The organism is Qipengyuania marisflavi (assembly GCF_005884405.1).
Lineage (GTDB): Bacteria > Pseudomonadota > Alphaproteobacteria > Sphingomonadales > Sphingomonadaceae > Qipengyuania > Qipengyuania marisflavi.
In genome coordinates this window covers 1-25,591 of record NZ_VCAO01000006.1, presented here as the reverse complement: position 1 = coordinate 25,591, position 25,591 = coordinate 1, and the positions used below count along the sequence as shown (strand labels likewise).

The 25,591-nt window shown below is 62.3% G+C and carries 26 protein-coding genes and 1 tRNA gene; 16 read left to right on the top strand and 11 right to left on the bottom strand.

Annotated elements, in window-relative coordinates:
- Positions 1 to 44: 44 nt before the first annotated feature.
- The 3 genes from FEV51_RS10630 to pdeM form a co-directional block, all read right to left on the bottom strand.
- Positions 45 to 1,193: a DUF547 domain-containing protein gene (locus FEV51_RS10630; RefSeq protein WP_138618742.1), complete on the bottom strand. Its 1,149-nt coding sequence runs from the start codon at positions 1,191 to 1,193 to the stop codon at positions 45 to 47.
- 230 nt (positions 1,194 to 1,423) lie between these two features.
- The gene (gene infC / locus FEV51_RS10625) at positions 1,424 to 1,942 is read right to left on the bottom strand and encodes a translation initiation factor IF-3 (protein ID WP_138618740.1); all 519 of its coding nucleotides are present in this window, start codon (positions 1,940 to 1,942) and stop codon (positions 1,424 to 1,426) included.
- A 136-nt stretch (positions 1,943 to 2,078) separates the two neighbouring features.
- Positions 2,079 to 2,783 carry a ligase-associated DNA damage response endonuclease PdeM gene (gene pdeM / locus FEV51_RS10620; RefSeq protein WP_138618738.1) on the bottom strand — a complete coding sequence of 235 codons (705 nt, stop codon included), beginning with the start codon at positions 2,781 to 2,783 and terminating at the stop codon, positions 2,079 to 2,081.
- 45 nt (positions 2,784 to 2,828) lie between these two features.
- Here pdeM and hemF point away from each other — a divergent pair, with 45 nt between their 5' ends.
- Positions 2,829 to 3,686, top strand: a complete 858-nt coding sequence (gene hemF, locus FEV51_RS10615) for an oxygen-dependent coproporphyrinogen oxidase (RefSeq protein WP_138618736.1) — start codon at positions 2,829 to 2,831, stop codon at positions 3,684 to 3,686.
- Between the two features lie 4 nt (positions 3,687 to 3,690).
- On the opposite strand, the gene FEV51_RS10610 is transcribed toward hemF, so the two are convergent.
- Positions 3,691 to 4,590, bottom strand: coding sequence for a glycoside hydrolase family 16 protein (locus FEV51_RS10610; protein WP_222927455.1), 900 nt, complete (start codon positions 4,588 to 4,590; stop codon positions 3,691 to 3,693).
- A 191-nt stretch (positions 4,591 to 4,781) separates the two neighbouring features.
- Between FEV51_RS10610 and FEV51_RS10605 the strand changes: the two genes are divergently transcribed.
- On the top strand, positions 4,782 to 6,686 hold the full coding sequence (locus tag FEV51_RS10605; protein ID WP_138618734.1) for a M1 family metallopeptidase: 1,905 nt from the start codon (positions 4,782 to 4,784) through the stop codon (positions 6,684 to 6,686).
- Here FEV51_RS10605 and FEV51_RS10600 read toward each other — a convergent pair.
- From FEV51_RS10600 to FEV51_RS10590, 3 genes are read right to left on the bottom strand one after another with little or no spacing between them, the layout of a single operon-like run.
- Entirely contained in the window at positions 6,673 to 6,813 is a 141-nt protein-coding gene (locus tag FEV51_RS10600) for a DUF2474 family protein (RefSeq protein WP_138618732.1), read from the bottom strand. The two genes, FEV51_RS10605 and FEV51_RS10600, sit on opposite strands and share 14 nt — an antisense overlap.
- On the bottom strand, positions 6,810 to 7,805 hold the full coding sequence (cydB, locus tag FEV51_RS10595; RefSeq protein WP_138618730.1) for a cytochrome d ubiquinol oxidase subunit II: 996 nt from the start codon (positions 7,803 to 7,805) through the stop codon (positions 6,810 to 6,812). The genes FEV51_RS10600 and cydB overlap by 4 nt, the downstream gene beginning before the upstream one ends.
- A complete protein-coding gene (locus FEV51_RS10590; protein WP_138618728.1) occupies positions 7,805 to 9,250 on the bottom strand; it encodes a cytochrome ubiquinol oxidase subunit I in 1,446 nt (481 codons plus the stop codon). The genes cydB and FEV51_RS10590 overlap by 1 nt, the downstream gene beginning before the upstream one ends.
- A 127-nt stretch (positions 9,251 to 9,377) precedes the next feature.
- Between FEV51_RS10590 and FEV51_RS10585 the strand changes: the two genes are divergently transcribed.
- The 4 genes from FEV51_RS10585 to FEV51_RS10570 all read left to right on the top strand — a co-directional run bounded on the left by FEV51_RS10585 (position 9,378) and on the right by FEV51_RS10570 (position 14,162).
- The gene (locus tag FEV51_RS10585) at positions 9,378 to 10,376 is read left to right on the top strand and encodes a hypothetical protein (protein ID WP_138618726.1); all 999 of its coding nucleotides are present in this window, start codon (positions 9,378 to 9,380) and stop codon (positions 10,374 to 10,376) included.
- 72 nt (positions 10,377 to 10,448) lie between these two features.
- Positions 10,449 to 11,651, top strand: coding sequence for an MFS transporter (locus FEV51_RS10580; RefSeq protein WP_138618724.1), 1,203 nt, complete (start codon positions 10,449 to 10,451; stop codon positions 11,649 to 11,651).
- A 58-nt stretch (positions 11,652 to 11,709) separates the two neighbouring features.
- A complete protein-coding gene (locus FEV51_RS10575; RefSeq protein WP_138618722.1) occupies positions 11,710 to 13,800 on the top strand; it encodes a RelA/SpoT family protein in 2,091 nt (696 codons plus the stop codon).
- On the top strand, positions 13,800 to 14,162 hold the full coding sequence (locus FEV51_RS10570) for a VOC family protein (RefSeq protein ID WP_138618879.1): 363 nt from the start codon (positions 13,800 to 13,802) through the stop codon (positions 14,160 to 14,162). The genes FEV51_RS10575 and FEV51_RS10570 overlap by 1 nt, the downstream gene beginning before the upstream one ends.
- Here FEV51_RS10570 and FEV51_RS10565 read toward each other — a convergent pair.
- On the bottom strand, positions 14,159 to 14,473 hold the full coding sequence (locus FEV51_RS10565) for a DUF1905 domain-containing protein (protein WP_246034535.1): 315 nt from the start codon (positions 14,471 to 14,473) through the stop codon (positions 14,159 to 14,161). The two genes, FEV51_RS10570 and FEV51_RS10565, sit on opposite strands and share 4 nt — an antisense overlap.
- Positions 14,470 to 15,513 carry a peptidylprolyl isomerase gene (locus FEV51_RS10560; RefSeq protein WP_138618720.1) on the bottom strand — a complete coding sequence of 348 codons (1,044 nt, stop codon included), beginning with the start codon at positions 15,511 to 15,513 and terminating at the stop codon, positions 14,470 to 14,472. The genes FEV51_RS10565 and FEV51_RS10560 overlap by 4 nt, the downstream gene beginning before the upstream one ends.
- Before the next feature lie 456 nt (positions 15,514 to 15,969).
- On the opposite strand from FEV51_RS10560, the gene FEV51_RS10555 reads away from it, so the two are divergent.
- The 9 genes from FEV51_RS10555 (at position 15,970) to FEV51_RS10515 (ending at position 24,938) form a co-directional block, all read left to right on the top strand.
- A tRNA-Ser gene (locus FEV51_RS10555) sits at positions 15,970 to 16,060 on the top strand.
- A gap of 1,195 nt (positions 16,061 to 17,255) precedes the next feature.
- The gene (locus FEV51_RS10550; RefSeq protein ID WP_138618718.1) at positions 17,256 to 17,543 is read left to right on the top strand and encodes a VirB3 family type IV secretion system protein; all 288 of its coding nucleotides are present in this window, start codon (positions 17,256 to 17,258) and stop codon (positions 17,541 to 17,543) included.
- The gene (locus FEV51_RS10545) at positions 17,522 to 19,897 is read left to right on the top strand and encodes a VirB4 family type IV secretion/conjugal transfer ATPase (protein WP_138618716.1); all 2,376 of its coding nucleotides are present in this window, start codon (positions 17,522 to 17,524) and stop codon (positions 19,895 to 19,897) included. The genes FEV51_RS10550 and FEV51_RS10545 overlap by 22 nt, the downstream gene beginning before the upstream one ends.
- 1 nt (position 19,898) lies before the next feature.
- A complete protein-coding gene (locus tag FEV51_RS10540; RefSeq protein WP_138618714.1) occupies positions 19,899 to 21,104 on the top strand; it encodes a type IV secretion system protein in 1,206 nt (401 codons plus the stop codon).
- Positions 21,101 to 21,847 carry a VirB8 family type IV secretion system protein gene (locus FEV51_RS10535; RefSeq protein ID WP_138618712.1) on the top strand — a complete coding sequence of 249 codons (747 nt, stop codon included), beginning with the start codon at positions 21,101 to 21,103 and terminating at the stop codon, positions 21,845 to 21,847. The genes FEV51_RS10540 and FEV51_RS10535 overlap by 4 nt, the downstream gene beginning before the upstream one ends.
- Positions 21,844 to 22,563 (top strand): TrbG/VirB9 family P-type conjugative transfer protein, encoded by a 720-nt coding sequence (locus FEV51_RS10530; protein ID WP_138618710.1) that lies wholly within the window; start codon positions 21,844 to 21,846, stop codon positions 22,561 to 22,563. Before FEV51_RS10535 ends, FEV51_RS10530 begins: the two co-directional genes overlap by 4 nt.
- The gene (locus FEV51_RS10525) at positions 22,556 to 23,605 is read left to right on the top strand and encodes a TrbI/VirB10 family protein (RefSeq protein ID WP_138618708.1); all 1,050 of its coding nucleotides are present in this window, start codon (positions 22,556 to 22,558) and stop codon (positions 23,603 to 23,605) included. The genes FEV51_RS10530 and FEV51_RS10525 overlap by 8 nt, the downstream gene beginning before the upstream one ends.
- Positions 23,606 to 23,607: 2 nt before the next feature.
- On the top strand, positions 23,608 to 24,582 hold the full coding sequence (gene virB11 / locus FEV51_RS10520; RefSeq protein ID WP_138618706.1) for a P-type DNA transfer ATPase VirB11: 975 nt from the start codon (positions 23,608 to 23,610) through the stop codon (positions 24,580 to 24,582).
- Positions 24,579 to 24,938 (top strand): TrbC/VirB2 family protein, encoded by a 360-nt coding sequence (locus tag FEV51_RS10515; protein ID WP_138618704.1) that lies wholly within the window; start codon positions 24,579 to 24,581, stop codon positions 24,936 to 24,938. The genes virB11 and FEV51_RS10515 overlap by 4 nt, the downstream gene beginning before the upstream one ends.
- 78 nt (positions 24,939 to 25,016) lie before the next feature.
- Here FEV51_RS10515 and FEV51_RS13365 read toward each other — a convergent pair whose 3' ends face one another.
- Positions 25,017 to 25,163: a hypothetical protein gene (locus FEV51_RS13365; RefSeq protein ID WP_246034534.1), complete on the bottom strand. Its 147-nt coding sequence runs from the start codon at positions 25,161 to 25,163 to the stop codon at positions 25,017 to 25,019.
- Between FEV51_RS13365 and FEV51_RS13485 the strand changes: the two genes are divergently transcribed.
- Positions 25,107 to 25,304, top strand: a complete 198-nt coding sequence (locus tag FEV51_RS13485) for a helix-turn-helix domain-containing protein (protein ID WP_425466622.1) — start codon at positions 25,107 to 25,109, stop codon at positions 25,302 to 25,304. The two genes, FEV51_RS13365 and FEV51_RS13485, sit on opposite strands and share 57 nt — an antisense overlap.
- Positions 25,305 to 25,330: 26 nt before the next feature.
- Here FEV51_RS13485 and FEV51_RS10505 read toward each other — a convergent pair.
- Positions 25,331 to 25,591: IS3 family transposase (locus FEV51_RS10505; RefSeq protein WP_138615238.1), on the bottom strand; the 261-nt coding region annotated here is incomplete at its 5' end.

Here is a 25,591-nt window from a genome sequence, read left to right as displayed (position 1 = left end):
TTGCTAGTGCGGGAATAGGTGCGATGAACGGCGCGAAACGAGCCCTAGTCGACTTCGTTGACCTGCCCGTCGCCATCAGGCAGCTCGCCCAGGATCACGGTCACCTGACCAATGCGTTCGTCACGGCGCAGCTTGTCATATTTCTGCGCGCGCTCGAACAGCATCCGCCGGATTGATTGCGAGATTGGGAGGCCTCCCGAATTCTCATCCATTTCGACGTAATTATAGCTGGGCTCTCGCTCGCCGCCCGCAAGATCGGCAATGTCCGACGCGTAATCATTGTATTTTGTGCTGTCCTTGCTGGCGATTAGTTCAGCAACCGGCTCATCGGCAAATTTGAGAAGGTGCTTGCGCAAGCTTGCATCGCCATCCGGGAAGTAGAACCCGGCCGCTTCCTCGTAGATCTTAGAGACCAGCAGCGAGCCGCCATAACTTTCGACACCGCGCAGCGAATTCACGAACTCGCGCGCAGATTCGGCGAGCAGGCCGCTGACGTTTTGGCCGGTATAGGCCTGGCGCTGGATGGACGGCCCACCTATGTCACCACGGAAAAAGCCGTAAATGACGCGCGGATCATCCCAATTGGGATAGACGATTTTGGTGCGGATATCGCGCGGACTCATCTGCACGCCGTTGACAGTAATGAAGGGCGTTTCGTCGAGTGGGCGCTTGTCACCGTTCAGCTTGGCGCGGTCCGGTGATGTCACGGGATAGATCTGTGCAATCGCATCAGTAACTGCTGCGTTATGCAAATTGATCCAAAACGCCAGCTGCTCGTTACGGGGCAGGGTGGCGATATCGACTACATTCGCTGTCTGCTCAAGGTCGGCGCGATATTCGGCGAGTGAGGCTTTGAACCCATCTTCGAGAAACGAGAAGATTATGCGGTTACCTTCGAGACGATAGCGCGAATCGTGGCCATACACCCGGCGCGTTCCAGTGGAAGCATAGGGCTTGGAGGCGCCCTGCCGTGTCGAAGGGCCCATCCACAGCACCATATAGCGCAGCTGGTTATCCCAGAAATCATAGTCGATGCGGGTGTTGCTGGTCATGTCGCGGGGCGTGAAGCGTGCAAAGCTGGCGTCGGGAGAAGCCTGCAGAACATCTGGCGCGGGGGCGGATTGCGCCTGCACCATATCTGGCTGAAGCATGGCGACCGACAGGCCGGCGAGAGTGAGCGCAAAGGTTTTCATCGTCAAAAGCGTCCCGGAAAAATGCGGGTGGGGATCGCCACTGATAATGCGGGCAATCGCTGGGAATTGCAGGAAATTCACGACCCTGCTTACCGCAGCCTAAGCGGGTGACGGATGATATTCAATGCTGCTGGTGGAGCGGGGCGGGGGGTTGGTCGATTGCAGGCAAAAACAACCGGCGGCGCAATGCTTTGCCCCGCCGGTCGGTTTTCGCTGCAAGGGACACGCGCCTATTTGGGTGCGAGAACCATGACCATCTGCCGGCCTTCCAGCCGGGGAAACGCTTCGACCTTGGCGGTTTCGGCGACATCGTCCTGCACGCGGCGGAGCAGGTTCAAGCCCAGCTCCTGATGCGCCATTTCTCGGCCACGGAAACGCAGGGTGACTTTCACCTTGTCGCCTTCGTCGATGAACTTGTTCACGTTCCGCATCTTCACGTCATAATCGTGCGTGTCGATGTTGGGACGCATCTTGATCTCTTTGATGTCTTGCGTTTTTTGGGTCTTACGCGCGAGGTTCGCCTTCTTCTGCGCCTCGTAGCGATATTTGCCGACATCGAGATATTTGCACACCGGCGGGTCCGCGGTGGGGGACACTTCGACGAGGTTCAGGCCAAGCTCGTTCGCCTGTTCCATCGCTTCGCGGGTGATCATCACGCCAAGGTTCTCGCCTTCGTGATCAATCACGCGGACCTTGGGGACTTGAATCATGGTGTCAAAGCGCGGGCCGCTCTTGACGGGGGGCTGCATACTGCGCCGGGGTGGACGGGCTATGGATCGATCTCCTGAAATTGCCGAGGTTGATGGCGCGCTATGTAGGCATGGACGCGGGGATTCGGAAGGGTTTGTTGCAGCTGCACCGCAGATTACTTGAAATACGTGGCGATCAGGCCGCGCGCCGCCACAGCGGAAAGGTCGCCAGACGCCCGCCGGCAGGCAGGACCGCGTCGATCTGGTCAGCGGGTTGCATGGCCTTGAGGATCGCCGGGTCGGCGGCGTCCATACCGCCGGTATAGGCGCCAAATGCGGGCAGGATCATGCGGCCCGATGGCGCGCCGTCCGGCCCCTCCTGAGCGCTGACCACTGCGCATGGGCGACGGATGCGCCGCTGCCGCAGCGTAACCTGCAGGCGCGGATGGTAATGGCCGGACAGTTCGGGACGCAGCTCGCCCACCTGCGCACGGTGGCGCAGGATTACGCCCGACAGTTCCAACTCCTCGGCCAGCGTGCCGCCGCAGCGCGCCTCCATATCTGGATCGTGATTGCCGGTGATCCATACCCAGTCGACTGCCTTGGTCAGCGCCTCCAGCATTCCGCAGGCGTGCGGCTCCAACCGGGCAGAGCCCTGCGAATCGTGAAAATTGTCGCCCAGCGTGATGACCCGGCGCGCGCCCGTTTCGCGAATGGCCAGCGCCACGCGCTCCAGCGTCTCGCGGCTGTCATAGGGCGGGATCATCTGGCCGTGCCGGGCGAAAAAGCTGCCCTTTTCCAGATGCAGATCAGCCACCAGCAAAGCGCGCTCGCGCGGCCAATACAGCGCACGGCCCTCTGTCAGGAGCCATTCTTCACCAGCGAACGAAAGGGGAACCATAGCAGGCTATTGCCGCAGCGTTTCGGCGATGGCAAGGCTCTTGGCATGACCGACCTTACCAATCAGACAGAGCAGGCCCGGAACTGGTTCGAAGCCCTGCGCACCCGCATTTGCAACGAATTTGAAGCCATCGAGCGCGAGGCCGGCTCCGATGCCGCTTTCGATTTTGCCGAATGGCACCGTGAGGAGGAGGGCAATCCCGACCCCGGCGGCGGCATGCGCGGGCTGATGAAGGGCAGGGTGTTTGAAAAGGTCGGCGTCAATGTGTCGACCGTGCGCGGGGCCTTCGCGCCGGAATTTGCCGGAACCATCAACGGGGCCAGCGCCGACAGTCCGGGCTTCACCGCCACGGGCATCAGCCTGGTGGCGCACATGGCCAATCCGCATGTTCCAGCGGTGCATATGAACACGCGGTTCCTGGTCACTGGCAAGGCGTGGTTCGGCGGCGGCGCGGACCTTAATCCGCCGCTGCCCTATGCCGAAGATACCGAGGATTTCCACGCCCGGTTCCGCGCTGCCTGTGCCGCGCATAACCCGACCTATTACGAACGCTTCAGAAAATGGGCGGATGAATATTTCTATATCCCGCACCGCGGCGTCCATCGCGGGGTGGGGGGGATATTCTACGACCATCTCGAATGCCCCGACGATGCTGCGTTCGCGCGTAATTTCGCCTTCACCAAAGATGTGGGGGAAGCGTTCCTCGACATCTATCCCAAGCTGGTGCGCCGCCGGATGGGAAGCGCTTTCAGCGATGCCGACAAGCTGCAACAACTGGAATGGCGCGGGCGTTATGCCGAGTTTAACCTGGTCTATGATCGCGGCACACTGTTCGGCCTGAAAACAGGCGGCAATATCGATGCGATCCTGATGAGCCTGCCCCCCGAGGCGGTGTGGACCTGATCGCTTAATCCACAGGAGCGTCTTTCGGCCCCCACACACGGACCCAATCGACCAGCATGGCGACGTTGCCGGTCTTGATCTGCTCGACCGTCTCGGCGGGCATGCCGTTATAGGGTGCCTCGATACCGTTGGTCTTGAACGGGTAAGCCCCGCCAATCGCGAAATTGAGGATGATGTGCTTGGGCGTGTCGAAGCGCCATTTGCCGTAATATTCCACCATCGGGCGGGTCACACGGTAGGTTACACGTCCGTCGACTTCGAACAGGATCGCATCCTTCGTCCATTCGACGGCGTAATCGTGCCACTGGGCGGCGTCGACACCTTCGGGAAAGAAGAACTTGTTCACTATCGGGGTTTCGCCCGAATAGCCGGGGCCGTGCAGTGCCACGCCGATCCAGTCTTTCTCTCCGACATATTCCATGATGTCGATCTCGCCAGTGTCGGGCCATTGGCCATTGCCCAGCAGCCAAAAGGCGGGCCAAACGCCCACTGCATCGGGCATTTTGATGCGCGCTTCGGCGCGGCCATAGGTGAAGTCGAACTTGTCCCGGCTGTCGATCCGGCCGGATACGAAATCAGCCTTGCGGTCGGCCTTGGGATCGACACCGGGTTTGTACAGCGGGCGCAGCATCAGGACGCCGCCAGCGGCCCCGGCAATGTCCTGTGCAAAGCCGACTGTCGCGGGATCGTCCACATAGGCTTGCTGTTCATTGTTGACCCAGAAATCGGGGCCGATCACGTTCCACTTCGCCCGGTCGAGTGACGGGGCGTCAAACTCGTCGGCGAACAGCAGCGGACGCTCGCCTTCGGTTGGTGGTTCATGCGCGCTCAGCGCGGCGGGCTGGGCGAGCGACAGGCCAACTGCCAGCGCGGTCAAGACGGGCATCCGGTTCCAATGGCGCATCGCTCTCTCCCTGATTGTTAACGTTCACGATATGGCGGCGGGCCAAGGATTGCCAGCGTTAATTGGCAGCGCGCATCGCTCGCCATTGGTGCCGCTATTCCTGCACAGGGCTTGCGCCTGCGGGCGCAGCGCGGCACCAGCGCGGCATTCAGACGTTGTATCGCACACAATCTTTCAATCCGGAGAATACCATGCGCCGTGTCGCCCTTGCCGTCAGCATGCTGCTTGCCAGCACCGCTTGCACCACCATGAACACCGACATGGATGCGCCGCGCGAGGCGCTGGTTGCTCCGATCCTGACGACTGCCGATGCGCTGGACAGTTCGACCTATGCGCAGCCGCAGGTTGCGCGGGTGACGCATGTGGCGCTGGATCTGGCGCTGGATTTCGACACCAGCCGCGTGGGCGGGACCGCTGATCTCGACATCCTTGCCCAGCCGGGCGCCAGTGAAATAGTGCTCGACAGCAATGGTCTGGAAATCGCCCGCGTCACCGATGGGCGCGGCAATGATCTGCCTTTCACGCTGGGCACAGCCGCTGCCGATGGCGAGAAAGGCGCGCCGCTGACAATTGCGCTGGGCACGGCGCGTCACGTGACCATCCAGTACATGGCCCCCGCCTGTGCCGAGGCGCTGCAATGGCTGAGCCCCGAACAGACCGCTGGCGGCGTTCATCCCTATCTGTTCAGCCAGGGGCAGGCGATCCTCAACCGCAGCTGGATACCCACGCAGGATAGCCCCGGCATCCGCCAGACCTGGGAAGCGCGCGTTACCGCGCCCAAACCGCTCGACGTGGTGATGTCGGGCGTGCGGCAGGGCGAGCCTGAGGATCTGGGCGACGGACGCCGCGCGTTCAACTTTGTGATGGACAAGCCGGTGCCGCCCTATCTGATCGCGATCGCCGCTGGCGATATCGATTTCAAGGCTATCGGCCCACGCACCGGCGTATGGGCGGAGCCATCAGTGCTCGACCGCGCGCATTACGAGGTTGCCGATACCGAAGATATGGTGGTGGCCGCAGAGGCGCTGTACGGCCCCTATCGCTGGGGCCGCTATGACATGATCGTACTGCCCCCGGCCTTCCCCTATGGCGGGATGGAAAACCCGGTGATGACGTTCCTCACACCCACCTTCATCGCGGGCGACCGCAGCCTGACCGGGCTGGTCGCGCATGAACTGGCGCATAGCTGGTCGGGCAATCTGGTCACCAATGCGGTGTGGGGCGATAGCTGGCTGAACGAAGGCGTTACGTCTTATTTCGAAAACCGTATTGTCGAGGAAGTTTATGGCACCAAGCGCGCCAAGCAGGAGGTCGCGCTGGATTACATGGCCATTGTGAACAAGCTGGAAGAAGTCGGCGCAGACGCCCCCGGCACCGCGTTGCACCATCCCGAAGGCACCGACAGTGCAGGCAGCGCGATCATTTACAACAAGGGCGCGGCGTTCCTGCGCACGCTGGAGCAATCGGTGGGCCGTCAGCGCTTCGATGCATGGCTGCGCCAGTGGTTCGACAACCATGCGTTTCAGCCCGCCACCTCGGCGATGGTCTATGAAGATCTGCGCACCAATCTGGCGCGCGATGCGGCTGAGGCAGAGCGCCTGAAACTGCGCGAATGGATTTATGCGCCGGGCCTGCCCAGCAACATTGCCAAACCAGATCCGGCGGCCTTTGCGGCAGTGGACGGCGCCGCAGATGCCTATGGCAGTGCGCGCACCATTCCAGCGGCGGCAAATTGGGCGCAGTGGACTTCGGCAGAGCGGCAGCGGTTCCTGCAAAAACTGCCCGCCGAACTGTCCGCTGCGGAATTGGCGCAGCTCGACAGCCAGCTGGCTCTGGCGAAATCCGACAATAACGAAGAGCTGTTCCTGTGGCTCAGGCTGGCGCTGGCCAATCGCTATGATCCGGCAGTACCGCGTGCCGAGCAGTTCCTGAGCTATGTCGGGCGCAACAAGTTTGTGCAGCCGCTGTTCAAGACGCTGATGGAGCAGGGCAGCTGGGGCGAGCCGATTGCCCGGCGGATCTATGCCAAGACGCGCGGCGGATACCATTCGATGACGCGCGGCAATGTCGACAAGGTGATGGCTAAGCCGGACTGATCCACAGCCGCAGCGCATAAGCGACAACGCCCAATGCGGCGACGCTGGCGGCCCAGATCGCCGCCAGCCATGCCAGCCGCTGCCATAGTGGCGGTTCTGGCGGAGCCTCGGGCGGTGTCCGGGTCAATGGTATCCCTCGTGCCCGGTCTTGCCGCGAAATATCCAATACGCCCACGCGGTGTAGCCGATGATCAGCGGCATGGTGATTGCCACACCCACCAGCATGAAGGACTGGCTGCGCGGCGGGGCGGCGGCATCCCAGATGGTCAGCGATGGCGGGACCACATTGGGCCAGATCGTCAGGCCAAGCCCGGCCATACCCAGCAGGAACAGGCCCAGCGCCAGCCAGAACGGTTTACCTTCCCCGCCCGTCGTCAACGAACGATAGAGCAGCACTGCAAGAATAGCAGTCAACAGCGGGATGGGCGCGGCGAAATAGATGTCGGGTGCGCTCAGCCAGCGATCGGCATATTCGGGCCGCAGCACCAGATTGTACAGGCTGACCACTGCCATCAGCACGCTGGTCGCCAGAAACGCGCGCAGCGCCAGCTTGCGGGCATGGGCCTGCCCTTCGCCGTCCAGCTTCCACACCAGCCAGCACGCGCCCAGCAGCGCATAGCCAGCAACCGTTCCCGCTCCGGTCAGCAAAGTGTAGGGGGTAAGCCAGTCCCACCAGCTGCCCGCATAGGCGCGGTCTTCGATGGCGATGCCCTGTAACAATGCGCCCAGTATCATCCCCTGCGCCAGCGCCGCGACCAGCGATCCGCCGGTAAAGGCGAAATCCCAGAACCCGCGGTGGCGCGGATCGCGCCAGCGGTACTCGAACGCCACCCCGCGAAACACCAGCCCCAGCAGCATCGCAATGATCAGCGGATAGGTGGCCGGCAGGATCACGGCATAGGCCAGCGGGAAGGCGGCAAACAACCCGCCGCCGCCCAGCACCAGCCACGTCTCGTTACCGTCCCACACCGGCGCGATGGAGTTCATGGCGCGGTCACGCTCTGGCCCGTGGGCAAAGGTGGGGAACAGGATGCCGATGCCCAGATCGAACCCGTCCATGACCACATAGGCAAAAATCGCGAAGGCGATGATGAAGGCCCAGATGACAGTCAGATCCATCAGCTGGCTTCCTCCTGGTTCCTGGGCAGTTCATCGGGATCGCCCGGATTCTGGGTCGGCCCCGGCGTGATGCCGGCGCTGCGGATTGGTCCGTCGGCCCCGCGCTTGACGCCGCTCTCACCGCTATGCGGGGGCTGCTTCATCAATTGCAGGATATACCAGGTGCCAATCCCGAACACTGCGAAATAGACGATGACGAAAGCGGCCAGCGATGTCGCCACAGCAGGCGCGGCGAGCGGGCTGGCGCTGTCGGCAGTTCGCAGCAGGCCATAGATGGTGTAGGGCTGGCGGCCGACCTCGGTGGTGACCCACCCGGCGATTACGGCGACAAAGCCCGCCGGGCCCATCACCAGCGCTGCGCGGTGCAGCCAAATCCAGTCGTACAGCTTGCCGCGCCAGCGGGCCAGCAGGCTCCACAGACCCAGCCCCAGCATCGCAAAGCCGATCCCCACCATGATGCGGAACGACCAGAACACCACGCCCACCGGCGGGCGTTCGTCTTCGGGGATGGTGTCCAGCCCGGCCAGCGGCGCGTTCGGATCGTGCTTCAGGATCAGGCTGGATGCCTTGGGAATTTCGACCGCGTAATCGACCCGCTGTTCCTTGCTGTTGGGGATGCCGAACAGGATCAACGGCGCGCCATCGGGATGGCTGGTATAGTGCCCCTCCATCGCCATCACCTTGGCAGGCTGGTGCTCCAGCGTGTTCAGCCCGTGCATATCGCCGACAAAGATCTGCACCGGCGCGACCAGCGCGGCCATCCACAGCGCCATCGAAAACATCGTGCGGGCATGGCGGTTGTCCCGGTCGCGCAGCAGATGCCACGCGCCGACCCCGCCGACCACAAAGGCCGTGGTCAGATAAGCGGCGATTACGGTATGGACCAGCCGGTAGGGAAAGCTGGGGTTGAAGACGATCGCCCACCAGCTCGGCCCCGGCAGGAACTGGCCATTGGCGCCCATTTCAAAACCAGTCGGCGTTTGCATCCAGCTGTTCACCGACAGGATCCAGAAGGCCGAGATAAACGTGCCCAGCGCCACCATCAGCGTGGCCGCAAAGTGCAGCTTGCGGCCCACCTTCTCCATCCCGAACAGCATCACGCCCAGAAAGCCTGCCTCGAGGAAGAATGCGGTCAGCACTTCATAGGCCATCAGCGGGCCGATAACCGGCCCGGCCTTGTCGCTGAACACCGCCCAATTGGTGCCGAATTGATAAGACATGACGATGCCCGACACGACGCCCATGGCAAAGGCGATGGCAAAGATCTTCAGCCAGTATTGGAACAGGTCGAGGAATCTCTGCTCCCCGGTCTTGAGCCACAGGCCTTCCAGCACCGCCAGATAGCTCGCCAGTCCAATCGAGAACGCTGGAAAGATGAAATGGAAGCTCACCGTAAAGGCGAACTGGATGCGGGCGAGTAACAAGGCGTCAAGGCCATCGAACATGGCCGCGGTTTACGAGCGCGGCGGGCAATCGCCAAACCCTTGTTACGCACGCGTAGTTGCACGGGGCGCAACACGGTTCGCAGGAAACGGTTTTTGCAGCGTTGCAGAAATGGGCTAGATGGCGCGCATGACCAACGCGTCCTCCGCTGCCCTGCCGTTCAGGTTGCGCAGTATCGCCCTGTGGATCATTCCGCCGACAGCGATCCTGCTTGCCCGCTGGATGACGCATAGCGATTGGGCAGCAGCCAATGCTGCGCTGGCAGCGGGGCTGTTCCTGTGGGTAGCCGCTGACGGATTGCTGTTGCCGCTGATGGCCCGCGCGCCGCAGCATAAACCTGCCCCTTATGCAGTGCTGGGCGCGCTGGCGCTGGCAGGGATCATTGTTATCTTTGGTGCAGCGCCGCCGGTTCGCCATGTCGTGCTGGGCTGGCCCCCGCTGCTGACGGCGCTGGCGCTGACCATTGCCGTATGGCTTGGCTGGAGCGGATTGCGGATCGCCGCGGAATACCGCCGCAGCCAATCACTTGAACGGGCGCTGGGCGCGGTGCTGCCGCCGCTGCTCGTGAGGTTCCACTGCAACGAATTGCGCGCAATGCGGCTGGCCCTGTTCGTGTGGCGCGCGCCGCCCGAGGTGCCAGCCGGGGCGCAGGGCTTTGCCTGTCACCGCTATCTCACGCCGATGCTGGCGACCTTGCTGACGCTGCAACTGATCGAGTTGGTGGTGGTCCATTTTCTGGTGATGCTGTGGAACCCAAGTGTGGCCTATGTGCTGCTGGCGCTGAGCGTGGGCGGGGTGCTGTGGCTGATCGCGCTGCTCAAGAGCTTCCGGCTGTATCCGGTGCTGATCGATGATGCGGGCGTGCAGGTGCGGCTGGGGATGCTGGTCGACGCCTTCATTCCGCATGATGCCATTGGCGAAATTGGCGGAGCCTTCACTGCCGATCAGGTGAAGGACAGGCGCACGCTCAACACAGCGATCCTTGGCTATCCCAACCTGTTCGTGCGGCTCACCCGTCCAGTGCAGTTTCAGAACAGTTTCGGCCTGTGGCGCGAGATTAACGCAGTGGCGCTGCGGCTGGACGAGCCTGCCGCTTTCACCGCCGCGCTCGCCGGAAAACACGGCTAACCCACTCTTTCCGCTTGCGCCCGCCCTCATCGCACCGCAATCAGAGCGGCGCAGGATGGGGGCATTTCTGACATGAATCGCAATCTGATCGTTCTGGCGATCATCGTATTTATCGATCACGCAGGCATTGGCCTGATCGTGCCCGTAATGCCGTCGCTGATCGAGGGGCTGACCGGCGAGGGTGTCGACCGGGCAGCGGAAATCGGTGGCTGGCTGCTGTTCGCCTATGCAGTGATGCAATTCCTGTTTGCGCCGATCATCGGCGGGCTGAGCGATCGCTTTGGCCGGCGTCCGGTGCTGATCGCCACACTGGCGCTGCTGGGGGTGGATTATGCGCTGATGGCGTGGGCACCCACGCTGACGTGGCTATTTGTGGGACGGATCATTTCGGGGATCATGGGGGCCAGCTGGGCGGCGGCGAACAGCTGCATCGCCGACAGCATCCCGCGCGAGCGGCGCGGTGCAGCGTTCGGGATGCTGGGCGGTGCAGGCGCGGCTGGTTTTGTCCTTGGCCCGGCAATCGGCGGGTTGATCGGGCAGTTTGGTGACCGGCTGCCCTTCGTTGCCGCCGCCATCATGTGCGCGGCGGGCACGGTTTACGGCTTGCTCTATTTCAAGGAAACGCTGCCAGCAGAGCGCCGCCGCAGTTTCGATCCGTTCCGCTCCAATCCCTTTGGCAGCCTGCAGCGGCTGTCACGCATTCCGCTGGTCGCCGGATGCTTGCTGACGATTTTCCTGATGCAGCTCGCCAGCCAGTCTCAGCTGTCGGTGTGGGCTTATTACGGCAGCTTCAAGTTTGGCTGGACCCCGCTGGTGATCGGCGGAACAGTCGCGCTGTTCGGCGCGCTGCTGGTGGTGACGCAGGGCATCCTGTCGGGCAAATCGATTGCCCGTTACGGCCCGGTCCGAACGGCAACGGTCAGTCTGGCGTTTGCCATCCCTTCATTCCTGATCCTGGCCTTCGCACCCAACACCCCGGCAGTCATTTTGGGCATTGTGGTCGGCGCGGTTCCGGGGATGTGCTTCCCGGCAATGCAGCAATTGATGAGCGCGCGGATCGACGAGGATGCGCAGGGCGAATTACAGGGTGCCATCGCCAGCACGATCAGTCTGACAGCCATTCTTGGGCCGCCCGTGATGACCGGCGTGTTCGGCGCTTATGCCGATGGTAAAGGGTTGGTCTTTCCGGGTGCACCGTTCCTATTGGCGGCGCTGTTGATGGTCGCTGCGGTCGCTGTGCTGACCGCAACGCTCAGGCGGCATCAGACTGGCTAAATTCTGACCTTGCGGCTTTCCCCTTGCCCTTTGCCCGGCAATCCGCACATCTAGGCGGATGCTGCGCCAATATGAACTTGTTGAACGGGTCCTGGAATATGACCCTGACGCCGATGCGGCGATGCTCAACCGCGCCTATGTCTATACGGTGCAGAAGCATGGCACCCAGACGCGGGCCAGCGGCGATCCCTATTTCAGCCACCCGGTAGAAGTTGCCGGGCTGATGACTGATCTCAAGCTGGACCAGGAAACCATCGCCACCGCGCTGCTGCATGACACGGTCGAAGATACGCTGGCCACGATCGAGGATATCGAGACCAATTTCGGCCCCGATGTTGCGCGGCTGGTCGACGGGGTAACCAAGCTCAGCAAGATCGAGCAGATGCCAGAGAACGAGCGCGCGGCGGAGAATTTGCGCAAGTTCCTGCTGGCGATGAGCGAGGATATCCGCGTGCTGCTGGTCAAGCTGGGCGACCGGCTGCACAATATGCGCACGTTGCATTTCATCAAGAAGCCCGAAAAACGGCTGCGGATCGCGCGTGAGACGATGGATATCTATGCCCCGCTGGCAGAGCGCGTGGGCATGTATGAATATATGCGCGAAATGCAGATGCTGGCTTTTGCGCAGCTGGAGCCGGAGGCGTTCAGGACCATCGGCAACCGGCTCGATCAGATCCGCGCTGAAGATGGCGGGCAAGTCGATGCCATTGCGCTGGATATGAAGCACGCTTTGTCTGAAATGGGCGTTACCACCGAGGTTTCAGGGCGCGAGAAACACCCTTTCTCGATCTGGAAAAAGATGGCCGAGCGCCATGTCAGCTTCGACCAGGTGACTGACATCATGGCGTTCCGCATCATCACCGAAGATGTCGCCGACTGCTACCGCGCCTTGGGCGTGCTGCATACCACGTGGCAATTCCTGCCGGGCAAGTTCAAGGATTATATCTCCACCCCCAAGACCAATGGCTATCGCAGCCTCCACACCTCGCTGCTCTATGGCAAATCCATGCGCGTTGAAGTGCAGATCCGCACCCGCGAAATGCACCGCACCAATGAATTCGGGCTGGCCGCGCATTGGGCTTACAAACAAGGTGACAAGCCTGATGGGCAGGTCGGCTGGCTGCGCGATCTGATCGAGATTGTCGACACCAGCCATGATGCCGAAGAATTGTTCGAGCATACGCGGCTGGCAATCTATCAGGACCGTATCTTTGCGTTCACCCCAAAGGGTGCGCTGTTCCAATTGCCCAAGGGATCGACGCCGGTCGATTTCGCCTTTGCCGTACACACCGATCTGGGCGCACAGACGGTGGGTGCCAAGATCAACGGGCGGCACATCCCGCTGCGCACGCAGATCAACAATGGCGATGTGGTGGAGATCATCAAGGGCAAGAATTCCGAACCGCAATTGTCATGGCTGGGCTTTGTCGTGACCGGCAAGGCGCGCGCGGCGATCCGCCGTTCGGTGCGGCTGAAAGAATATGCCGAAGTCGCTGAAATCGGGCGCAAGCTATACGATGGAATCGCCACTCGCGTGCCCGCCAAAGTCGGCAAGAAGGCTTTGCGTGAGGCACTCAAACGGCTCGAGATGGAGGAAGAGGACGACCTCTATTACGCCATCGGCGCCGCCAAGATCGAAGACCGCGATGTTATGGAGGCGCTGGTTCCCGGCTCCACGGCTGAGCTGGATGACGAACAGAACTGGCAGCGTGGCGGCAAAGCGCTGTCGATCCGCGGGCTGACCGCCGGGGTCGGCTTCCAGCTTGGCGAATGCTGCCATCCCGTGCCCGGCGACCGCATCGTGGGCCTGCGCAAACCGGGCGAGGGGGTCGAAGTGCACGCGATCGACTGCCTGCAACTGGCCAGCGGGATCGATGCCGACTGGCTCGACCTGTCATGGGGCAAGCGGTCGCGCGGGGCGATCGGGCGGCTGCGTGTGACATTGTATGACCGGCCCGGCACACTGGCCGAAATGGCCGGAATTTTCGCGCAGAATCACGTCAATGTGAAGACGCTGGACCAGACCCAGCTCGACCATCCTTTCACCACTTACGAGGTTGATCTGGAGGTGCAGGATCTGCCGCATCTCACCCGCATCCTCAGCGCCTTGCGCGCCAGCGATTCGGTGGCTCAGGCGGAGCGTATGTGATGGCGCTGCTGGGGATTGATCATGTCCAGCTGGCGATGCCGCATGGCGGGGAACCACACGCGCGCGCGTTTTTCGTCGGCCTGCTGGAAATGGATGAGGTGGCCAAGCCCGCGCAGCTGGCGGTCAATGGCGGATGTTGGTTCGCCAGTGGGCCAGTGCATATCCATTGCGGGGTCGAGGAGGGCTTCCTGCCTGCGCGCCGCGCGCATCCCGCCTTGGTGGTCGACGATCTCGATGCGCTGGTGCAGCGATTGAACGATGCCGGAGTGCCCTTTCGTGCGGGTAAACCGCTGGATGGCTATCTGCGCGGCGATATCGCCGATCCGTTTGGCAACCGGATCGAGCTGATGCAGCGAACCTAAAGGTCCAGCGCAACCCGCACTTCGTCACCTTCGGCAATCCCCTCGGCCTTGCGCACCGCAGCCTTGACCGGCAGCAGCCAGCCGCCTTCCTTGTTTGGAAAGCACGAGGTTGACCACTTGGTTTCCCCGATCCGCGCTTGCACTTTTACCGAGCGAAAACCGCGCGACTTGCCCAGCTCAAGCCGCCACATTGCCTCGATTGCGCTAATACTTTCCCCGGCCTCGCCAGCAATGGTGAGGAAATGCCAGCTGACCCCGTTGCCCGCAGTCCAGCGCCACATGGGGCCAGAATACACCAGCGTGTCGCTCACTCGGACAGGCGTTTGACCGGCACCGGAATGTTGCAGATGTCCGCGCCGCCAGCGGGCACGATGAAGAACGGATCACGGCGATTGGCGCGCGCGTCGGCATAGCGTGCAAAGCTCTCGCTATCGGTGTCGAGATAGGAGAACTGCGGTCGCTCGCCCGGTGCCAGATCGCTGGCAACGCGGATCGAGAGGATCGGCACACGCTGCGCCGGGTCTTCGTAAAATCCCAGATCGCCGGTACCGCGCGGCAGGCTGGAAAGATGCTCTATCCCCTCAACAATCCGCCCGACCAGTGCGATATTGCGGTCCAGATGGCGCGGCGCATGGCCGATCACTGTGTACAGTTCCGCCCCAGTTCCGGTGTCCGGCGAGTATCCCCGACCAACCCCGATCATGCCATAGCAATGGATGGGCCAGACATGCGCCTCGCCCTCATTGTCTCCGCCCATATCGGATGCCAGCGGCCAGCCTTCATGAAACAGCGATAGCTGCGCGTAGGAATCGACCAGGCCGTTGGCCAGGATGATCCCGGTGGTCGGGTCAGTGCCCGCCATGCCATCGGTATCCAGCGCCAGATCGCGCTGGGTATCGGCGGCTAAAGTGGACAGGCCGATCGCCTCGCCAGCGATGATGTAATCGCCATCGGTCATCGTCGCCAGATCGGCGGGCAGCGCCTTTTCCGGCCCAGTAGCCTCGGGATTGTCGACATTGGGATCGCCCCACTGGACGACGTAATTGTCCTGCACGCGGTTGATGCTGATCCCGTCATACCACTGCGCACGGGCAAGTTTGCGGATGTTGCCAGTCCAGCCGGCGGAGAACGGCGCGGGCATCAACTGCATCACCACCTGCCGTACCGATCCATCCGCGGCGGGGGCCAGTGTCATCACCAGCAGATCCTCGCCCGCAATCGCAACCCATTCGCCAGCCTGAGCATCGGCAACAATCTGGTTGGGCGAAGGCGCGCCCTCCGGCTCGTCCTGAGCGATGGCAGGGGCGGACAGGGCCAGCACGGCAGCGAGCGAAATCAGATGTTTGGTCATGGCTGCGCATACTGCCACCGAAATCGCCGATGCGCTAGCGGTTCGCAGTTGGGGTGGTGAGTGCGCTACGGATGCGTTGCTTGAGCATTATTTTTCTGCGCTACCGCTTCGCTACTTGAGCGCGTCTTTTTTGCGCTACCGCTTCGCTACTTGAGCGCGTCTTTTTTGCGCTACCGCTTCGCTACTTAAGCGCGGGCAAGCAAAAGCCTCTTTCCACACGTTATGAGGGGCGAAAAGAGGCTTCTGATACGATGTTCGCAGGGAATGCCATTCCGCGCAGCACCGCTACGACTCGAAGCTATATCAGGTTTGTCCGTGGGCGGATACGCCGCGACACCGCGCAGTCGCGCCATGCGGCCCGTTCATCGCGGAAAACACCTTGGCGCGTACCGCACACACCGCCTTGCACCAATGCCGATGTCCCGCTAGAGGCGCGCGTCTGCCAAACAGGCATGCGGAGCGGTGGCCGAGTGGTCGAAGGCGCACGCCTGGAAAGTGTGTATACGGTAACCCTGTATCGTGGGTTCGAATCCCACCCGCTCCGCCAGATGCCGGATTCCTACGGACCATTGCGAACCACTGCGGACATAGTAAACCACTCAAGTGCAACGGTTTCCTATGGATTTGCTTGCGCGGCGGTCCATCGTGGACCGTGCCAGACCAGTGCCGCAATTATGGCTGAAACTATGGTTTGATTGATGGCTGGTGCCGGCAAAAGTCGCGAAACCATGTCCGCGCGGTCCGCGCGCGCGTAACAAGCTCAGCGTAAAACAGGTCGAACACCTGAAGGAAGTCGGCGTTTATTCCGACGGCGGAGGATAGTATCTAAGGATTCGCGAGTCGGGCCGCTCTTGGTTTTTTAATGGGACGATCAACGGCAAGCGCTTTGAAATGGGTTTAGGATCGACCCTCGACATCACTTTGGCCCGTGGCAGGGAGAAAGCTACCGAAGCCCGGCTTCATGCGCTGGAGGGGCGCCCTGCCCGATTTGCCGCCGCGCCAGCCGCGCCAAAGAATATTGTGGAGACAGAGCAGGCTCATATCGGCCGTCTCGATGCCGAGGTGCAATCTTTGCGTGTTGGTTTCGGAAAAACTGCGGTGACGGATCTGGCAGAAGCGAACGATAAAGCCGGACTGGCAACCGAGGAGCTACGCAAGGCTGAGCGCCGCAGAAAGTACCAAGAGCTTCGCGCTCCACTGGATGGAGTAGTGCAGCAGCTGGCGGCAACTACAATCGGAGGCTTCTGCAGGAAAGAGCTATGCTACCTATTCAGCCCTGTTCGGCAGTCGTTCCGCCGCTGCGTAGGCCCTGTGGGTTTTGGATAACCTCCTCAGATTCATGGCTTCGGCTATGCGGGCCATACCATTGAACCAAAACAATATTTGAACACATACATCATCGACCTCCTACTTGGTATGTGCCGGATCGTTACCTGTACATTGTTTGGACAAGCGAACGACAGCTTGCGACCACTGCGACGGCCACCTCGAACGGCGAGGACTGGGGCGCAAAGCTGACCAAATTACAGGAAATTGACTCGGGTCGACCATCGATTTGGGTGCCCACCTTGGTCTTGTATGCGGCACCGAACAGTCCCGTATCCTGTCGACAAAAGTGGAATGGTGATCTTCTCACGACCCGATTGAGTTGGCGCTCAATCCCCAATACGCAGGCTGCACTTGTATTTTGGGCCGATTAGTTGACATTGCCGCTCTGGGATTCGTGAGGGGTGCTGTTTTCGATGGCCGAACAATTGCGCAGCGATACATTGTTCACCGCATTAACGCGGCCGCAGATGTTTGTCGGCGTGACTTACACGTTTTTCATCATCAACGCGGTTATCGCGGTTGAGCTGATCCTGATTTTCCGCGCCTGGTGGGTGCTGCTGATTGCACTGGCGCTGCACGGGGCCGGGGTACTGCTGTGCCTGCGGGAACCGCGCTTTTTCGACCTATGGATTACCCGCGTGCGCAATTGTCCGCGCGTGCGCAACCATGACTTGTGGCAATGCAATTCCTACCGCCCCTGACCCGTGACCCGAAGGTCGCTGCGCGCGAAGCGCCTGCCGGTCGGCACCTGCCTTATGCCCGACATATCGATGATGTGACGCTGCAAACGCGCGACGGGATGCTGATGCAGACGGTGCGGCTGGGCGGTCTGCTGTTCGAAACCGCTGATAGCGAAGAGCTGAATTACCGCGCAGAATTGCGCGATGCGATGCTGCGCGCAGTGGGTAGCTCGCAATTTGCGATCTATCACCATCTGGTTCGCCGCCGCGCCGATGTGGCCTTGGACGCGGAATGGCCGGACGCGTTTTCACGGCGGCTGGACCAGCGCTGGCGCGCCCGGCTGGGGCGCAAACAACTCTATGTCAACGAACTGTTCCTGACCATTGTGCGCCGACCTATGCAGGGACGCGTGGGGATTGCCGACCGGCTGCGCGGCCTGTTCGCCTTGAGCACTCAGGATCATGCCGCGATGATCGCGGGCGAGAAACACTCGCTCGATAATGCGCGCGAGGCGCTGGTTGCGGCCTTGGGACAGTATGATCCGCACGTCCTGTCGACCTATGATGCCGATGACGGAACGCGGTCCGAACCGCTCGAATTCCTGTCCTATCTGTTCAATGGCGATATGCGCCCTGCAGTGGTTCCGCACGGCGATCTGGGCAATCATATCCCGTCGCGGCGGGTCAGCTTTGGACAGGATACGGTCGAGCTGGCACCGGCAGGCCCGCTGGCGCGGCGCTTCTCTGCGCTGGTGTCGATCAAGGACTGGCCCAGCCGCACCATGCCGGGCATGTTTGACGAATTGCACCGCCTGCCATTCGAAATGACGGTGAGCCAGAGCTTCGCTTTCGTCGAGCGCGGGGCGGCGCTGGGCAAGATGAATTTGGCGCTGCGGCGAATGCGCGCTGCCGAGGACGAGGCGCTGTCGCTGCGTGATGAACTCGCCATCGCCAAGGATGAGGTGGCGGCTGGGCGTGCCGGATTTGGCGAGCATCACACCACCATTGCGATCCATGCGGATGATCTGAAACTGCTCGACAGCAATGTCGCCGAAACTATCGCGCTGCTGGCCGATCTCGGCATCAACGCCGTGCGCGAGGATATCGCTCTGGAGCCAACCTTCTGGGCACAGTTTCCGGGCAATTTCAAATATATCGCGCGGCGCGGTCTGGTCTCAACCACAAATTTTGCCGGACTGGCCAGCCTGCACAATTTCCCGGTCGGGCGCGAACGCGGAAATCACTGGGGTGAGGCGGTAACGCTGTTCGAAACCACCGCCGCCGGTCCCTATTTCTTCAATTTTCACCAGCGCGACCTGGGCAATTTCACAGTTATCGGTCCCTCTGGCTCGGGCAAGACCGTGGTGCTTAACTTCCTGCTGGCACAGGCGCGCAAATATCGCCCGCGCACGATCTTCTTCGACAAGGATCGCGGTGCCGAGCTGTTTATCCGCGCCATCGGCGGCACGTATGACAGGCTGAGGCCGGGCGAGGCATCTGGGCTCAACCCGCTGCAGATTGAGGATAACGCTGCCAATCGCGCGTTTCTGACCGAATGGCTGCAATTGCTGGCAGGCGGGGCCGATGCGGCGGAGCAGGAGGCGATTCGCGACGCGGTCGAGACCAGTTTCCAGCAGCCACCCGAACGCCGCCGATTGCGCCATCTGGTTGAATTGTTTCGCGGCGGTGACCGGCCCCATGCGGGTGACCTCTATGCCAGAATGCGCCCCTGGTGGGGCGAGGGCGACCGCGCCTGGCTGTTCGACAATGCGCGTGACGATACCGATCTGACGCAGGAGACCGTCGGGTTCGATATGACCGCGATTCTGGACGATCCGGTCTCGCGCACCCCTGCGATGTTGTATTTCTTCCATCGGGTCGAACAACGGCTCGACGGAACACCGGCGATCATCGTGGTCGATGAAGGTTGGAAAGCGCTCGATGACGAGGTTTTCGTGCGCCGCATCAAGGATTGGGAAAAGACGATCCGCAAGCGCAATGGTATTGTCGGCTTTGCCACCCAAAGCGCGCAGGATGCGTTGGAAAGCAAGATTGCCAGCGCCATCATAGAACAGGCTGCAACCCAGATTTTCATGATCAATCCCAAGGCGCGCGCCGAGGATTACATGAACGGTTTCGGGCTGTCGCAGCACGAATTCAATCTGGTGAAGACGCTGCCTGACAATTCGCATTGCTTCCTGATCCGTCACGGCAATGATAGCGTGGTAGCGCGGCTGGATTTGTCGGGCGAAAAGGATTTGCTGACGATCCTGTCGGGCCGGGAAAGCACGGTGCGGCTGTTTGACGATCTGGTCACACGCACCGGCACCGATCCAGCGAACTGGATGAAGTCGCTGCTGGAACGGGCGGCCTGACATGAGTTGCCCCACCATCGTAACCGGCGACGAATTCCTGCTGCGCGTATTGATGCATATCGATTGCCAGTCACGCCAGCTGGGCACTTTTGGCTATCAGTCTCTGGCCGATCCGGGATCTTTCGCTGCACAATTTATGGCCGGTTTGCTGACGCTGTTTGTCGCGCTCTATGGTCTGCGCCTGTTGTTCGGCCCCGGCCCCGGAATGCGCGATACTGTGATGGATGTGGTGAAGATCGGCGTGGTGCTGACGCTCGCATTCTCATGGCCCGCGTGGAAGACGCTGGTCCATGATGTGGTGCTCGACGGGCCGGCGCAGATCGCCGCCAGTATCGCGCCGTCATCGCTATCGCGCGAGGGGCGCGGACTGCCGGCACGGTTGCAAGCCGCCGACCGCGCGATGGTGTCACTGACTTCCGCAGGTACGGGGCGGGCGAATGGCGCTATCCTGCAAAACGATGCCTTGGGCGGCAATTTCTCAGGCACCGCGCTGCGTGATGAGGAAGCGCTGGGCTATGCGCGGCTGTTCTATCTTGCCGGGGTGATCGGCTCGCTCGCGCTGATGCGACTGGCGGCTGGATTGCTGCTGGCACTGGCACCGCTGGCGGCTGGACTGCTGCTGTTCGGGGCAACACGCGGGCTGTTCTCAGGCTGGCTGAGGGGTTTGGTGCTGACCTTGCTAGGCACGCTGGGCGCAGGCGTCGTGCTGGCGGTCGAGCTGTCGGTCGTCGAACCGTGGCTTGCCGATGCGCTGCGGATCCGCTCGCTCGGTTATGCCACGCCAGCTGCTCCGATCGAACTGTTCGCACTCACCTTGGCCTTTGCGCTGGTGCTGGTTGGCATGGTCTGGCTGCTGGGAAAGATCGCCTTCACCCGCGGCTGGCAGGATATACGTGAACAGGTGGCAAACGCGGTTCCGGCAAGGGTGCAGCAGGCTGATGCGCGCGCCACCCAGCCACCGCTGGTCGTCAATCGCGCCGAGCGTATTTCCGACAGCGTGGCGCTGCAAATGCGCCATGAAGAACGGATCGAGCATCAGCGGAGCGCCTATCGCGGAATGACACCTGCGCCCGCAGCGGCGGGCAGTGCGCCGGGTGACTCCGGGCCTGCCCCCAGCTATGCAGAGCCGCAGCGGCTGGGCAGTTCCTATCGCCGCGAAGCGCGCCGGACATCGGCGGCAGGGACAAAGAGGGATCTGGGTAAGTGAGCGCTCGCGAAGACATCGACCTGTCGCAGATCGAGATTGCCGATAGCTGGGAGCATTCGGTGACCGATGCACTGGAACGCTCGCGCCGGACGGCATGGATTGTCGCCACAGTCGCGGCGCTGATCGCGCTGTTGCTGGCGGCGGCGCTGGTCATCCTGCTCCCGCTCAAAACGGTCGAACCCTATACTTTGCTGGTCGACAGGCAGACTGGCCATGTCGAACGGCTTTCGCCGCTGGACGGGCAGATCATTGCGCCCGACGCCGCGCTGACCCGGTCATTCCTGGTCCAATATGTGATCGCACGCGAGAGCTTCTATGCTGACAGCGTGGGCAATGATTACCGCAAGGTGGCGCTGTGGTCGCAGGGGCGTGAACGTCAGCAATATGTCAATCTGATGCAGGCGAACAATCCGCTTAGCCCGCTCAGCTATATGCCGCGCGGCGGGACCATTGCAGTGGAAGTGAAATCGCTTTCCTCGCTCTCCGCTGCCAGCGCATTGGTGCGGTTCGACACCATTCGCACCGATCCTGGCGCGCAGCCGCAGGCGCCCGAGCATTGGGCTGCGGTCGTCAATTACGGCTTCAGCGATGCTGAGATGAGTGCGGCGGACCGCTTGGTCAATCCACTGGGTTTCCAGGTGACACGCTATCGCCGCGATGCCGAGGCGCTGCCTGAGCCGGTTACCGCCACGCCTGCCGCCATTCCCGCTGTTCGCGCCAATCCCGCGCGCGCTTCGCAATGAGGGTGCTGGTTGCACCTTTCCTCGCGCTTGCCGCACTGGCCGCGCCCACCGCTGCGCAAATTGTGCCGCAACCCGGTCTGGAAAATCCGCGCTTGCAAACCGTGCTCTGGCAAGCGGGTGAGGAAATCTGGCTGACCGCGCTGCCTGCGACTGGGCTGACCGTCGTGCTCGAACGCGGCGAACAGATTTCCAGCGTCACACTGGCCGATCCCAGCCGTCTCGACGTGCGCATTTCGGCAGAGCGCGACAGCTTCCTGCTGTTCCCCCGTCAACCCGGCGATCTGGGTTCGGTGGTGGTGGCAACCGACCGCCGCAATTATCGTTTTACGCTGCGCACGGGCAACGATCTGCTGGCGGCCTATCTCGTCCAGCTCGCCTATGCCGACACCGCTCCGCAAAGCTATGATGCCGCCCCCACATCCCCCGTGGAACTGGCGGCTGGCCCGGTTTGGCCATACCGGCTAAAGGGTGACAAAGTCGTCCAACCGCTCAGCGTGCGCGACGATGGCCGCCATACCTTTATCGAATTCGCACAGGACGCCCCGCTACCGGCCATCTTTGCCATCGGAGCCACGGGCGACGAGCAGCTGGTCAATGGCTACATGCGCGGCGACCGCTTCGTAATCGACCGCGTGTGGAGCGAACTGGTGTTCCGCATCGACAAAAAACGCGCGACCGCGCGGCGTGAACCGCAGCCGGAGGGTGGCAATGGCTGATACAGCCGCAGCATCAGCCCCGGACCCGCAGGATGTCCGCCCGGTCGTGCGCACTTCAGGCTCCAGCAATCTGGGCCTGTGGGCCTTTGTGGTCGTGCTGCTGCTGGGCGGAGCGTGGATATTCTCCCTGCTAAGCAGCCATCGCGCCGAGCAGGGCGCATTGCCAACCACCATCCCGGCGGGCGTCGGCGCTGGCCGTATTGCTGCGCCGCCGCCAATCGCCGTGCCCGACCGGTTCCTTGACGCAGAGGCCGCGCGCGATCCGCTGCTGGCACGCCGCCAGTTGCCGCCCGTGGTCCTGCCGCGTGCGGTCACACCGGCCCCCGACCGCTATCCTGCGCCGCCGCAGCGTCCGGTCGATTTCACCCCGGCCCCGATTACCTATCCCGTTCCCGCACCGCAGCCCGCCACCACTTTCTTTGGCGGTGAGCCTGCGCCAGAGCAGGCGGCGGCGGCGAGCAGCGATAGTTCTGGCGAGCGCGCCCGCGCGACCCGGCTGACAAACCCATCGCTGACCGTACCATTGGGCACTGTGATCCCCGCAGTGCTCGAAACCGCACTGGATTCTACCCGCCCCGGCCTGGTCCGCGCGCTGGTCCAGCGTGATATTTTCGGCTTCGACGGATCGCGCGTGCTGATCCCGCGGGGCAGCCGCCTTTATGGCGAATATGAATCCGATCTGGAACGCGGACAGAACCGCGCGCTAGTCCGGTGGACCCGCCTGCTGCGACCCGATGGCGCGATCATCTCGCTGGATTCGCCCGCCTCCGACCCGCTGGGCCGTGCCGGTGTTAAGGGGAAAGTCGATGGCAAGTTCCTGCAACAGTTCGGCAGCGCCATCCTGCAAACCGCGCTCGACATCGGGGTCGGGGTGGCAACCCGCCGGTCGAACGATGGCGTGGTGGTCGCATTACCCGGTAGCACCCAGAACATTTCCGGCGCCCGCTCCGACGAAATCCGCCCGACCCTCAAGGTCAGGCACGGCACCAGCGTCTCGGTCTTCGTCGCGCGCGATCTGGATTTCTCAGGCGTCGATTCCTGACTGTGGATGCTGGTTACTACCTCGATTCCTTCCTCGCCCCGCTGGCACCATGGCTGGCGCATGCGGACATCACCGACATCTGGATCAACCGCCCCGGCGAGCTTTGGATCGAACGTGTTGGCGGCGGTATCGAGCGGCATGAGGATGCCAGCCTAACCGAAACCCTGCTCGAACGAATGGCCCGCCAGATCGCCGCCCATGGCGCACAAGGCATCAACCGCGCGCAGCCGCTGCTGGCCGCATCATTGCCTGATGGGTCCCGTGTGCAAGTGGTGGCTCCGCCTGCCACGCGCAGCGGCCATGCGCTGGCGATCCGCCGTCATGTCTCCTCCGATCTGTCGCTGTCCGACTGGGCAGAAGCGGGCGCGATGGACACACTGGCTGCAGGCGCCGCAATCGAGCCAGCCGAACCGCAATTCCGCGACATCGCCGCCAGCGGGGCGGAGGACGCCCTGCGCGACGCCGTGCGCCAGCGCCGCAACATCCTGATCTCCGGCGGCACATCGACCGGCAAAACCACCTTCCTCAACGCGCTGCTGGCAGAAATTCCAGCGGACGAACGGCTAATCCTGATCGAGGATACCGAAGAGCTGAAATTGCGCCACGCCAATGCGGTGGGGCTGATCGCCGCGCGCGGGCAATTGTCCGAAGCAGATGTGAGCGCCGAAGACCTGCTGATCGCAGCCCTGCGGATGCGCCCAGACCGGATCATTCTGGGCGAGCTACGCGGGGGCGAGGCCTTCACCTTCCTGCGCGCGGTCAACACCGGCCACCCCGGTTCGATGACCACCATTCACGCCGACACCCCGCGCCGCGCGATCGAACAGCTCGCGCTGCTGGTGCTGAAAGCCGGATCGCGCCTCTCCCGCGAAGATGTGCGGCATTATGTGCGCGAAAGCATCGATGTCTTTGTCCAGCTCGAACGGCGCAGCGGCAAGCGCCGCATCGCGCAGATCATGGTGCGGGAAGAAGGATGAGCGGGCCAGTGCCCTTCCCGACATTCTCCAACGGCCCGCTGGAGGGCGCAGCCGGCTGGCTGACTGGCACAATGCTCGGCAGTCTCGCCATCGGGCTGTGCGTGATTGCGGTGGCAACGGTGGGGCTCCTGATGCTCGAAGGACGTTTGCCCCTGCGCCGCGGCGCGCGTGTTATCCTGGGCTGCTTCATCCTGCTCGGCGCACCGATCATCGCAGCCAGCTTCACCGGCGCATTCCGCAGCGAACCACTGCCCCCGGGACCAGCCTATTCAGCGCTGCCCGCAGCCGACCCGCGCGGAAATTTACCGGCAGCGGATTATGATCCCTATGCGGGGGCTTCGTTGCGGCGGGATTAAGAGGAGCTGTGACTAAGACGATGTTCTCATCGTCACCAAACTGGGAGGTTTAGCGTGGCCAGAACCCAACCGACGATTCTAGGGATCATCGCAGGCATGGCCATCAGGAACGAAGCCTTCTTCAAGTAACTGGGCGCGCGCATCGCCGCCGCGCGCAAGGAACGCGGGCTGACCCAGCAGGCGCTCGCCGACCAGCTCGGCGTCTCCCAGCAGACCCTCGCCCATTACGAGGTCGGGCGCGTCGGGGTCGGCGCGGCCATGCTGCCGGTCCTATCAGAGCTGCTCGACCTCTCCTTCGACGAGCTGCTGGTCGGCGAAGTGCTCGCCCGCACTCCCGGCAAGCGCGGTCCCGCCATGGACTTGTAACGGTTTTGTGCCGGTCACTGATCTCATTATGCCACTTTGGCTTCGAATGCGAGCGGGCTGATGCCGCCCAGATATGAATGGCGGCGGCGGGTATTGTAGAACCCGTTGATGTACTGGAAGATGGCGGCCTCGGCTTGTCGCCGTGTTGGCCAGCTCTGCCGCCAGATTAGTTCCGCCTTCAGGCTTTTGAAGAATGTCTCGACAGAGGCGTTATCATAGCAATTACCCTTGCCGCTCATCGATGGCCGCAGGCCGTAAGCCTGCAGCATCTTTTGATAATCGTAGGA